The sequence below is a fragment of the Pseudomonas sp. 1 genome, from assembly GCF_056626735.1.
This window is the reverse complement of record NZ_JBWXMQ010000024.1, coordinates 1-11,790: the sequence shown is the minus strand read 5'-3', so window position 1 is coordinate 11,790 and position 11,790 is coordinate 1. Positions and strand designations below refer to the sequence as shown.

At 59.3% G+C, this 11,790-nt stretch carries 8 protein-coding genes; 6 read left to right on the top strand and 2 right to left on the bottom strand.

The genetic code is table 11. From position 1 onward, the window contains the following. The first annotated feature begins 29 nt into the window (after positions 1–29). Complete coding sequence (locus AC1MDC_RS26370) at positions 30–791, top strand: SDR family oxidoreductase (RefSeq protein ID WP_480394025.1); 762 nt, start codon at positions 30–32, stop codon at positions 789–791. A 64-nt stretch (positions 792–855) separates the two neighbouring features. Here AC1MDC_RS26370 and AC1MDC_RS26365 read toward each other — a convergent pair whose 3' ends face one another. Next, positions 856–1,770 (bottom strand): LysR family transcriptional regulator, encoded by a 915-nt coding sequence (locus AC1MDC_RS26365; protein WP_074690647.1) that lies wholly within the window; start codon positions 1,768–1,770, stop codon positions 856–858. A gap of 270 nt (positions 1,771–2,040) precedes the next feature. On the opposite strand from AC1MDC_RS26365, the gene AC1MDC_RS26360 reads away from it, so the two are divergent. The 4 genes from AC1MDC_RS26360 to pgm all read left to right on the top strand — a co-directional run bounded on the left by AC1MDC_RS26360 (position 2,041) and on the right by pgm (position 8,267). Then, entirely contained in the window at positions 2,041–3,063 is a 1,023-nt protein-coding gene (locus tag AC1MDC_RS26360; RefSeq protein WP_480394024.1) for a zinc-dependent alcohol dehydrogenase family protein, read from the top strand. Positions 3,064–3,609: 546 nt separating this feature from the next. Beyond that, positions 3,610–5,064: a hypothetical protein gene (locus AC1MDC_RS26355; RefSeq protein ID WP_480394023.1), complete on the top strand. Its 1,455-nt coding sequence runs from the start codon at positions 3,610–3,612 to the stop codon at positions 5,062–5,064. Positions 5,065–5,113: 49 nt separating this feature from the next. After that, entirely contained in the window at positions 5,114–6,544 is a 1,431-nt protein-coding gene (locus AC1MDC_RS26350; RefSeq protein WP_480394022.1) for an aminotransferase-like domain-containing protein, read from the top strand. A gap of 76 nt (positions 6,545–6,620) precedes the next feature. Then, the gene (pgm, locus tag AC1MDC_RS26345) at positions 6,621–8,267 is read left to right on the top strand and encodes a phosphoglucomutase (alpha-D-glucose-1,6-bisphosphate-dependent) (RefSeq protein WP_227235511.1); all 1,647 of its coding nucleotides are present in this window, start codon (positions 6,621–6,623) and stop codon (positions 8,265–8,267) included. A gap of 61 nt (positions 8,268–8,328) precedes the next feature. On the opposite strand, the gene AC1MDC_RS26340 is transcribed toward pgm, so the two are convergent. Continuing rightward, positions 8,329–9,024, bottom strand: coding sequence for a pirin family protein (locus AC1MDC_RS26340; protein WP_085696210.1), 696 nt, complete (start codon positions 9,022–9,024; stop codon positions 8,329–8,331). A gap of 278 nt (positions 9,025–9,302) precedes the next feature. On the opposite strand from AC1MDC_RS26340, the gene AC1MDC_RS26335 reads away from it, so the two are divergent. Further along, positions 9,303–11,777, top strand: a complete 2,475-nt coding sequence (locus AC1MDC_RS26335; protein ID WP_480394021.1) for a UvrD-helicase domain-containing protein — start codon at positions 9,303–9,305, stop codon at positions 11,775–11,777. The last annotated feature ends 13 nt before the right edge of the window (positions 11,778–11,790 follow it).

Here is an 11,790-nt window from a genome sequence, read left to right as displayed (position 1 = left end):
CTCGGCTTCATCTGCTAAGGAGTAATTTCATGGTTAACGTCTCGCAGGCTCCGCTGATTCTGATCACAGGTGGCAGTCGGGGAGTGGGCGCCGCCACCGCCCGACTCGCCGCTGAACAAGGCTACGACGTCGCGATAAGTTACGTTGCCAATGACGCCGCCGCGCTGAAGGTTGCGGCAGATGTCGAAGCGATGGGACGCAAGGCGTTGGCGATGCGCGCCGACAGTGCCGACCCCGAGCAGGTCGCGGGGCTTTTCGCAGCGATCGACCACACCTTCGGGCGCATCGATGTCCTGGTCAATAACGCTGGCGTGCTGGCGCAACAGTCACGCCTTGAGGACCTTGGCTTCGAGCGCATGCAGCGCATCTTTGCGGTCAATGCTCTCGGGCCGATACTGTGCGCCCAGCAGGCTGTGAAACGCATGTCCCGGCGGCATGGCGGTGCGGGCGGCGTGGTAATCAATGTCTCGTCGGCTTCGGCGCGCTTGGGCAGTCCGAATGAATATGTCGACTACGCGGCCTCGAAAGGCGCGCTGGAAACATTCACCATCGGGTTCGCCAAAGAGGTGGCCCGCGAGGGCATTCGCGTCAACTGTATCCGCCCGGGTCACATCTATACCGACATGCACGCCAGTGGCGGCGAGCCGGGACGGGTTGATCGGGTCAAGGACTCGATCCCGATGGGCCGGGGCGGCCAGCCGGAGGAAGTGGCGCGGGCCATCTTGTGGTTGGCCAGCGCGCAGGCCTCGTTTGTTACCGGTACATTCCTGGACGTAACGGGCGGTAAATGAGTCGGGCGGGCTGTAATAGCGAGGTGCGCCTGAAGTGATCAGATGAACAAACGCCCGGCGAAACCTAGAGACTGTCAGGGTCGCCGAAAAACATCTGAATCCGCGACCGCAACCACCTTTCCCCCGGATCGTTATCCTGCGACCCACGCCACGCCATGTGCAGTTCAAACGTACGAGTAGGCAACGGCGGATCTTCCGCCCGCAGACCACCAGCCGCTGTCAGTGCTTCCGCCGTGTAATCGGGAACGGTCGCTACGATGTCGGTGCCCGCCAGCAGCGTACCCAGTCCATTGAACTGCGGCACCGCCAGTACCACATGCCGTTTACGCTCGAGTTTTTCCAGCTCTTCATCGACGAAACCACTGAGGTCGCCGGCAAACGACACCAGCGCATGCGGACGGGCGCAGTAATCGTCCAGGCTCAATGGTCCCGGCACAGTATCGGCGCGCAGTAATTTGGGTGCGCTGCGGCGCAAGACCTTGCGTTTGGCGTTGGCCGGCAGGTCGGTGGTGTAGCTGACGCCGATGGAGATTTCACCGGAGGCAAGCAGGCCGGGCATCAGGATGTAGTTGACGCGGCGCACCACCAGCACGATGCCGGGCGCCTCGGCGCGCAGGCGCTTGAGCAGCATCGGCAGCAGCGCGAACTCGACGTCATCAGACAGGCCGATGCGAAATACAGAGGTGCTGGTGGCCGGGTCGAACTCTGCCGCTCGGCTGACTGCGGTTGAAATGGAGTCGAGGGCCGGAGAGAGCAGGGCGAAGATTTCTACCGCGCGGGCGGAAGGCTCCATGCTGCGTCCGGTGCGCACGAACAAAGGGTCGTCGAACAGGCCGCGCAGGCGAGAAAGTGCTGCGCTGATCGCCGGCTGGCCGAGAAACAGCTTTTCCGCCGCACGGGTCACGCTGCGCTCATGCATCAGCGTTTCGAACACGATCAACAGGTTGAGGTCGACACGACGCAGGTCATTACGATTCATCTGGAGTCCTGGCAGAGTCATCAAGCTTGACGAGAGCGACCATATGAGAACAATGGCCGGCATGAATCTTACGGGGAAAGGCTGGTAGTCTGCACCGGGTAATTCAGCTTTACTGAGAAGCCGGCAGCAGTTTTTTCATGGATTTTCTCAATGCTGACCATGCTGCGGAATCAATGACAGGCATGTCGACTATTAATAGCCACTGATAGTCTTGGCTGGAAAGCCCAGATAGAGTTCAGGGCATTAGAGGTTACTTTGACGAGGTTTGCGATGTCCCGCACGATCCGTTTTCACAAGTTTGGTCCAGCCGAGGTGCTCAAATGCGAAGAGCATGCGGCTGCTCAGCCAGGTCCTGGCGAAGTGCAGGTGCGTGTCGAGGCGATCGGCATCAGCTGGTATGACACGCTGTGGCGCCAGAATCTGGCGTCGTCCCAGGCGCGTCTGCCTTCGGGCCTCGGTCATGAAATGGCCGGCGTAGTCACAGCCATCGGCGATGGCGTCGAACATCTGGCCTTGGGCGACAAGGTGGCCAGTTTCCCGGCCGAAAGCCCCAATGATTACCCGGTCTACGGCGAACTGATCGTTCTGCCGCGTACTGCGCTGACCCGTTATCCGGACGTGCTCAGCCCGATTGAGGCCAGCGTGCATTACACGCCGCTGTTGATCGCCTATTTCGGTTACGTTGATCTGGCACGGGTCAAACCCGGTCAGTTCGCCCTGGTGACCGACGCCAGCCACTGCGCCGGGCCGTCCTTCGTACAGTTGGGCAAGGCGCTGGGTGTTCGGGTCATTGCTGCCACCAAAACGGCGGAAGAGCGTGAGTACCTGCTGTCTCTCGGTGCCGAGAAAGTAATCGTCACCGAAGAAGAAGACCTGTTGATGCGAATCAACAAGATCACCGACAACCGTGGCGTCGACGTTGTGTTCGATGGTCTCGGCGGACCGCAGATGTCGCTGCTTGGCGATGTGCTGGCTCCCCGTGGCAGCCTGGTGCTTTACGGCCTGCAGGGCGGCAACCAGACGCCGTTCCCGGCCTGTGCCGCGTTTCAGAAGAACATTCAGTTCTTCGTGCATTGCATCGGCAACTTCACCGGCAAGCCGGAGCTCGGCATCATTCAGGACCATGTCGCCTTGCAGCGCGCCTTGCGTGATATCAACCAGCTCACTGCCGATCGTGTGCTGCTGCCGCTCAAGACTCGTGTGTTCCCGTTCAACGAGTTTGTCGAAGCACATCGCTACATGGACGAGTGCCCATGCCGCGAGCGGGTTGCCCTGCAAATCGAACCTGCCTGATCTTCCCTGTCAGAGTCCGTGGCCCCACGGACTCTTGTGCGTTTTATCCTTCAGACATCGAGAAACCCTGGGCCAGAAGCCTGGGGATGTTCAGCAACTGAACTGGTTTTTACTCTCGATCTGTATCTTCTAATTGCCCTCCAGACGCTGATAATTGAATGACTACTTTCATCTCAAGGAATGAGCTATGTCTGTGCATTCTGTTTGTGTCGTACAGCATCAATCGGCTGTTTATCATTGCGCCTCAAACTTCTGTTTAAAGTTTGTAGGGGTGCAATGTAATCCCTTCTTTTTTTCTTGTGCTAATTATGTGCAGGGGGTTGTAAGAAGTTTCCTAGGAAAACTTTATCCCGGAAGGCGCCCAGTAGTGGCGGGGCTTTCGGCGGTGTCGGCCGTGATTCCTAAATGTCGCTGGCTCAACTGTTTCAAATAACTACAAAAGCTTAAGTGTTAGCATTTCAGCGACTATTAATTAATGAAGAATGATTGTGCGTCCGCCATTCGTGGCCGTGCGATATAAAACCTTTGATACCGGGTGAAGTACTGATGAGCGCGATCCATGATCAGGCAATGAATTATGTCTACCAGCAAGTATTGCAGCGACTGCTGAGTTTCTTTTCCCGTGCCGAGCGCACGGCATTGCAGCTGTTGATCCAGCGCCTGGCAGTTGCTGCCGGGGGCATGGATCGCATCGGTGAATTCAAGATATTGGCCATCCAGTCCGGCACACGCGACTGCTGCTACAGCCTGGCCCTTTTGCGTGCAGCCCAGTTGAGCATCGCCGGGCGCGCGCCTGCCACGTTTCAGTTGCGTGTTGCCACCTTGCGTTGCAATGGCGTACCGGCTTCGGCATTGCACAACATGCACCGCAGCTTCAGTGCGCTGTTCCTGTATGACGATCCACGCGTAGAACTTTTGATGGTGGATCATCGCGAGATCCTGCCATTCAACCATCTGGCGCCTGTCTGCGACGAGGGGCGCGAAGCCGGCAGGCTCAACCTGCTGATGGTAGGACATCGCCGCGACCGGGATGAGCCGTTGACGCTTTGGGATGACCTGTACCTGACCACCGCCGAGTTCTACGGTCAGGTCGCCCGCTGGAGCAACGGTGTCGACGCCTTGATCAACAGCGACAACGCGCGTCGTCAGGAGCAGTTTCTCGATGGCCTCGACCGGGCCGTGCGCAAGGTCGGCATGGGCGGGTTGTCGCGCAAGGGCGGCGGGTTCGATGAACTGTTCAGTTTGCTCGACAGCCTCGGCAGCGATTGTTATCGCGAGCTCTATGCCCAGGAGGATCGGGTACTGTGGCGACCGCTCGGTGAGTTCGAAGCCTGCCGTCGTACCAGCTATATCGGCATCGACGACATGGTGGTCGGCAAAATGGAGGAACGCTGGCCCTTGCTCAGCGATTTCCTCGGCTTTCAGGCCGACGATCTGATGCTTGAGGCGCGAACCGGCGAGTGTGCCGATCCCCTGGTCGGCGCCTACCTGCAAGGTTTGCAGGCCAGTTACACCGAAGGACGCACCTACGGGGCCGGGGTCTCGGAGTATCAGCAACAATGTCTGGCAACGATGCGCCGCAGGAACACACCTGAGCAGGTTTGCGAACGCTTTAAATCGGCGTTCGGCAATCTGTCCGATCTCGCGGAGCACCAATCGCTGGCGGCGGCTTCCCTGCAAAAGAATTTCGGCCTCAATGAACAGCAACTGGTTTGCCTGCTGTTCGCACCTTTCATCAACGCTGGCGCCGGCCTGGAGCGATTCCTGCGCACCTGTCATCCGGGCATGCTGGTTGCCATGCCGGATCTGCACCGTGCCATGCAAGGCCTGCACGCTCCGGAGCAGGTCTTGCAATGGATGACCGATGTCAGCGGCCTGCCACTGCGACTGATCTGCCGGTTGTACGCAATGGAAGCGATCCAGATGGACGGGCATGTTCCCAAAGCGCAGGAGTTACTCGAGCACGATGTCACTCTGGACGACCGTTCGGCGGAAGGTTGAGTGGGGTTTTGTTGTCCGGCCACGGGGACAAGTCTGCGGACGTACGCTCATGAGTGAGCCAAGAGAATCCGACTTTGCCTATCAGGCGGTCTATCGTTACCTGACACAGCTGATCAGCGAGCCGGGCAATCAGGAAGCCATTCGACTGCCGTCGCTACGGCAACTGGCGGAACGGCTGAATGTGTCGATTTCGACCATTCAATACGCCTACGCGTTGCTGGAAAAAGAAGGCCGGGTCTATTCCGTGGCCAAATCCGGATATTTCGCGCGGCCGACATCGACAGTCATGCCACCCGGGTGCGGCAGTGATTTGCTGGAAACGGTTTACGTGAATGCCAGACGCTTCGGCATGCAAGTATTGAGTGCCGATGAGCCCGCGTCGATCCAACCCCTGGATCGTCCCTTGCTGATGCTTGAACGCGAGTTGTTGCGCCAGTATCCCCGGCACTTGCAGACGCTGGCCCAGCCTTGCGGCGAACTGGAACTGCGCACGTTGCTGGCTGCCCGCTACACCACATCGGCCGCCCATTGCTGGCACGCCGAAGACGTCTACATCGGTGCCGATCTGCGAGGGGTGCTGGAAATCCTGATCGCCGCCCTTGAGCTGCGCCACGCAACCGTGGTGATCGAGTCGCCGTGTGACTGGATGATTCTGCGTCTGTTCCAGTCCGCCGAGGTTCGGGTGATCGAGCTGCCGCTACAGCCAGATGGCGCATTCGACCCGCAGAAACTGCAGAGGCTACTCGCAAACGAGCGGGTGCGACTGATCCTGCTGTCCTCCAGATTGAATATGCCCCATGGCAGCCGCATTCCTCTGTCCAGCCGTCAGGCGATTGCGCGGTTGCTTGTGAAGCATGGCACCTGGCTGCTGGAAAATGATTGTCACGGCGAGTTGCTGGACGACGCCGAAGAAACGCCGCTGCGCGAGCTGGTGGATCCCGACCGCCTGTTGGTGTTTTCCATGTTCGAAAACGTCATCGGGGTCGAAGCGCCCTATGGTTTTGTACTGGCGCGACAATGGCGTACGGACCTTCAGCGTCACTTCCTGCTGCGTTCGTTCCGCCTGTCACCGATCCGCCAGAAGGCCATCGCCCGACTCTACGCGAGTGGGCGAGTAGACCAGCATTTGCCGATGCTCAAGTGCTTGCTCAGAGAGCGTCGAACGCAATGGATCGATTTGATACGTGAACGTCTGGGCGACTTTCTGCAGGTTGTGGAACCCGCTGGCGGCGCAACGATCTGGCTGCGCTCTGCACGCCCGATCGCGATGGATGCAGTGTTTCATCGGTTACTCAAACAGCACGTGCTGATTGCACCGGGGGAGTTGTTCAGCCTACAGGGCCTGCACATGCAACACATGCGTTTGAGCGTGACAGGCAGCGCCGAGCACGAGTTGTTAAGACTTGTCGGACTGCTCGGGGATGCGTTGCGACTGGCTCCGCGGACAGATGCGCGTAAACACCCGGCCTGTGTGCAATAGACCCCATCGCGCTTCGGCCAAACTGCCAGTAAACTCCGGTGTAATTTCCTGAACCACTCTATTTCAGAGGTTTTGCATGACACTCAGTCCTTTTGCGGGCAAACCGGCACCGGCAGAACTGTTGGTCGACATCCCGCGACTGGTTACGGCGTATTACACCGGTCAACCCGACGCCTCGGTTTCCACCCAGCGCGTGGCGTTTGGCACCTCCGGGCACCGGGGTAGTTCCTTTGATTTGAGTTTCAACGAGTGGCACGTTTTGGCCATCAGCCAGGCGATCTGCCTGTATCGCGAAGCCCAGGGCATCACCGGGCCGCTGTTTGTCGGTATCGACACGCATGCGCTGTCGACTCCAGCCGGGGCCAGCGCGCTGGAAGTGCTGGCGGCCAATGGCGTGACCGTGATGATTGCCGAAGGTGATGAGTACACGCCGACCCCGGCAGTCTCCCACGCCATTCTTTGCTACAACCGTGGTCGTACTACCGGCCTGGCCGACGGTATCGTCATCACCCCGTCGCACAACCCGCCACAAAGCGGTGGCTACAAGTACAACCCAACCAACGGCGGCCCGGCCGACACCCACATCACCAAGTGGATCGAAGCCAAGGCCAACGAACTGCTGGCCAACAAACTGGCCGGCGTCAAACGCATCAGCTACGAGCAAGCGCTCAAGGCCCAAACCACCCATCGTCACGACTACGTCAACACATACGTGGCCGACCTGATCAACGTCATCGATTTCGATGCCATTCGCGGTGCCAAGCTGCGTCTTGGCGTCGATCCTCTGGGCGGAGCTGGGGTGCGTTACTGGTCGGCGATTGCCGAGCACTATCGCCTGGACCTGGACGTGGTGAACAAGGAAGTCGATTCGACGTTCCGCTTCATGACCGTCGACTGGGACGGCCAGATCCGCATGGACCCATCGTCCAGCCATGCCATGCAAGGCCTGATCGGTCTGAAGGAGCGTTTTGACGTGGCCTTCGCCTGCGACCCGGATCACGACCGTCACGGCATCGTCACGCCATCCGGCGGTCTGCTGGCACCGAACAACTACCTGGCGGTGTCGATCGACTACCTGTTCCAGAACCGTCCGCAATGGCGTGCCGACGCAGCCGTGGGCAAAACCGTGGTCAGCAGCGGTCTGATCGATCGCGTGGCCAAGCGTCTGGGCCGTCGTCTGTACGAAGTGCCGGTAGGTTTCAAATGGTTCGCCGATGGCCTGTTCGACGGCTCGCTGGGTTTTGGCGGCGAAGAAAGCGCCGGCGCCTCGTTCCTGCGCAAGGATGGCGGTGTCTGGAGCACCGACAAGGACGGTCTGATTCCGGCCCTGTTGGCCGCTGAAATGACAGCCCGTACCGGTCGCGACCCAAGTCAGGCCTACCGTGCACTGACTGATGAACTGGGCGAACCGTTCTCGGTGCGTGTCGACGCCAAGGCCAATCCGGAACAGAAAGCGCTGCTGAGCAAGCTGTCGCCAGAGCAGGTCACCTCGACCGAACTGGCGGGCGAGAAGATCCAGAGTATTCTCAGCAAGGCTCCAGGCAACGATCAGGCCATTGGCGGCCTGAAAGTGATGACCGAAAACGGCTGGTTCGCTGCGCGTCCTTCGGGCACCGAAGACATCTACAAAATCTACGCCGAAAGTTTCATCGGCGACGCCCACCTCAAGCAACTGGTGGCTGAAGCGCAAACCCTGGTAGACGGTGCGATCAGCGCTAAATAACGCCAGACAACGGAAAAGGGCGACCCTGAGGTCGCCCTTTTTTGTGCCCGCGATTCGCCGGTCAGGCCAGGTCCACCAACACGATCTCGCTGTCTTCCAGCGCCGTGACGGTCAGCACCTGTTCATCAGCCACCGCCACACCGTCTCGAGCTTGTGCACGCAAGCCGTTGACTTCAATGACACCCGTCGCCGGAACCAGATACGCCCGACGTCCGGCATCGAGGCGGTATTCAGCCGTTTCTCCGGCCTTGACAGTGGCCGCCACCAAACGCGCGTCGGCGCGGATGCGCAGGCTTTGATCGTCACCGTCCTTGCCGCTGGCGAGGGTCACGAAACCTTCGCGATCGCCTTTCGGGAACGGTTTGGCGCCCCAGGACGGCGGTGCGCCCGTTTCAGTTGGCAGAATCCAGATCTGGAAGATCTTGGTGTCCGTGGCTTCCAGGTTGTATTCGCTGTGGGCGATCCCGGTGCCGGCGCTCATCACTTGTACGTCGCCAGCCTCGGTGCGGCCCTTGTTGCCCAGGTTGTCCTGATGGCTGATCGCACCTTCACGCACGTAGGTGATTATTTCCATGTCGCGGTGCGGGTGAGTCGGGAAGCCCGTGCCGGCGGCAATGATGTCGTCGTTCCACACGCGCAGGTTGCCCCAGTTCATGCGTTGCGGATCGTAGTACTCGGCGAACGAAAAATGGTGATGGGCATCCAACCAGCCGTGATGGGCGCCGCCCAGCGAGCTGAAAGGTCTGAGTTCAAGCATGATCGTCTCCTCAAAAGGTTCGTCATGGGGCGCGATGCCTGAGCCACGAAGCGAGACCGGTGATTGATGACAGGCATCATCTATCAGCCAAACATCGATAAAAAGCGTAAAAAGTGCGGCATTCCAATCGAATCGATAGATATTAATAAGGCTCGAAACCGTCTCATCCGACTTTCAATTCATCGCCTAAACCAATGACCTGTAAGCATTTCGCTAGAACAAAAAAGCAAATGCAGACACCATAGCTCCCAACAGCCTCACATCCGGAGTCCGTCAGCGTGGCGCAACACACCCCCGATCTTCCTCCCGAACTTCGTCCCCTGGCCGAGATGCCTTGGTTCAAGCGCCTGGCTGCGCGTTTCCTTGGGCACGGCCTGACGCAACTGCGCGCCCAGCACCGGGCTTCGTGGTTGCACGGCCAGGCCGACGGCTTTCGCAGCGGACATACTGCCGGCGTGGATTACGGGTACAAGGAAGGCAAGGCTGACGGGCTGGAAGAGGGCCGGCAGGTTTTGTTGATCCGCGACAGCCGCAACACCGAGCATCGCCCGCCGGGTATCGACAATCACCTGTTCGACGACTGGCGCCTGCCGCTCAGCGCAGAACTGAAAAAGCGCATGAAAGCCGACGTCGCGCGCCTGCTGCCAGCCCACGCCCAGCCAAGCGTTGCGCAATGGAAGATGATTTTCAGCGATACCCCGTCAACTTCGGTGATTGCCGGTGCTGGAGCCGGCAAGTCGACCACGCTGGTCCTGCGGATCCTGCTGCTGACCCATTACCTCGGCTTTGAGCTCGATTCAATGACCGTGGTGACTTTCACTCGCGAGTCGCGCAAGGACTTCATCAACAAGCTGATCGAACTGTTCGCGTTATGGGGCCGCTCACTCAGTCAAAAAGCTGCGAAAGACCTGGTGCGCACGTTTCACTCGCGAATCCTGCCGATGGTCCGCAGCCTGCCGGGATTCGAGCGCTTGCAGGCATTCGAAAACGTCAGCCACCGCGCGCAGCCGGGTGACGAAGACGTCGACAGCAATCCATTCGATCTGCGCATCAACGACGCGCAACGCCAGCAGCTGAACGCCTGCTACCACCGTCTCTACAACGAAGACCCGCGCTTCGCGCAATTGATCCAACCGTTGTCCCGCCACGCCTTGCAACTCAAGGAACTGGAGCGCGATCACCCGGACGTGCAGAAGCGCGTCGCTGTAACGGAACTCGCGGCCCGACGGGATGAAGAGTTGTGCGACATGATCGAGGACATGTGGCTTCGCGCCGGCGCCTGGCCGATCAAGGACATCGAGCCGAGCCGCCAGACATTCGAAATCAACGGCGCGTCGTTCCATTGCCACGGCTATATTCCGAGTCTGGATGCTTGGGTTGTACTGGGTTTCGATCCTCGGGAAAACCCGCAGGTCTGCCGTCCCAACGCCAAGCTGACGGTTCGTGCAGAGTGGGCAGTCAAGCGCACCCTGTTTCAAGCTTTCTGTCGCAAGCCATTGATTTGGCTGGATAGTTATGAATCCTCAAGGCGCTTGTTGGCCACGCTTGCAGGTGATGTCAGCGCCGGTCCGGGCTTCGACTACAAGGTCAAGGGTGAGCTGGCGTCCGCGCCGTTGCTCGACTGTTTTGTCGCCGCCGCAGGTTTCATCGAGAACCTGGGGCTCGACGTACCTGACGCCGTCGGCCGCATGAGTTTTGCCAAGGACGATCCGGACAGGTTTTTCTTCGAGGCCCTGAGTCTGTTCTGGCGCGCGCTGGAAGATCACCTTCTGGATCAGAAGCCGCCGATCATGACCTACAACCGGATGTTCGCGCTGTTCAGCGAGCACTCACCGGAAAACCTCAAACTGCTCAGCGATGAGCTGCTGCGCCCGATGTCGCACCTGATGATTGATGAGTTCCAGGACGTTTCGCCGCAGATCGTTTCGTGGATTCGTGCCAGCCTCTTGGAAATCCGCAGCCGCGGCCCGGCCATGCACGTCGGGCGAGGCGCGCAGCGATCGTCTCTGCTTTGCGTGGGCGACGACTGGCAATCGATCTACGGCTGGCGCGGCAGTTCGCCGAGTTACTTCATGGAGTTCAACAAGGAGTTCCCGTCGCCGAGCACGACCCGTGTAATGCTCAGCGACAACTATCGCAGTCATCAGCACATCATCGACGCGGCAGAACACATCGTTCGTGCCGCGCCCGCGATCCCGGGCAAGAAGGCAAAAGCCAGCGGCGAGGAGAGGCCGTTGCAGCCCGTCAACGTGCTGGAGCGCGACGATCAGGCACTCGGCCAGCGTCTGGCGGAACACTATCGAAACGGCGATTCAATCCTGATGCTCTATCGAAAAAGTAGCGATAAGTCATTGATAGAGCAGCATATTCAATCTGTAGTTAATGTGGATTCGAGCTTGCCTTACGAAGCGCGACGCCTGAAACAATTGACCTATCACAGCGCCAAAGGCCTGCAGGCCGACGCGGTCTTCCTGTTGGGTGATTGCCAGCACCTGACCAGTTCCCCCTACAAGAATCAGGTCTATCGCTTGGCCGGACTCGGCAAGGCTGGTGACAGCGAGCCGTACGACAGCGCGCAAAAAGACGAAATCCTGCGCCTGGCCTATGTCGGCATCACCCGCGCAGTCAGCCATTGCTACTGGTATGTCGAGCCTCAGGATAGTCAGGCGGTGAATATGCCTCGGGCTTCGGACCGGGTAACCAAGGGCAAACCGTTCTTCATCGATCATCGGCCAGAGAAGAAAACGGCCTGAATTTGGCGCCCAT

Coding starts and splice junctions, on each gene's coding strand:
- AC1MDC_RS26370 (WP_480394025.1), top strand. CDS start 30: ATGGTTAACGTCTCGCAGGCTCCGCTGATTCTGATCACAGGTGGCAGT.
- AC1MDC_RS26365 (WP_074690647.1), bottom strand. CDS start 1,770: ATGAATCGTAATGACCTGCGTCGTGTCGACCTCAACCTGTTGATCGTG.
- AC1MDC_RS26360 (WP_480394024.1), top strand. CDS start 2,041: ATGTCCCGCACGATCCGTTTTCACAAGTTTGGTCCAGCCGAGGTGCTC.
- AC1MDC_RS26355 (WP_480394023.1), top strand. CDS start 3,610: ATGAGCGCGATCCATGATCAGGCAATGAATTATGTCTACCAGCAAGTA.
- AC1MDC_RS26350 (WP_480394022.1), top strand. CDS start 5,114: ATGAGTGAGCCAAGAGAATCCGACTTTGCCTATCAGGCGGTCTATCGT.
- pgm (WP_227235511.1), top strand. CDS start 6,621: ATGACACTCAGTCCTTTTGCGGGCAAACCGGCACCGGCAGAACTGTTG.
- AC1MDC_RS26340 (WP_085696210.1), bottom strand. CDS start 9,024: ATGCTTGAACTCAGACCTTTCAGCTCGCTGGGCGGCGCCCATCACGGC.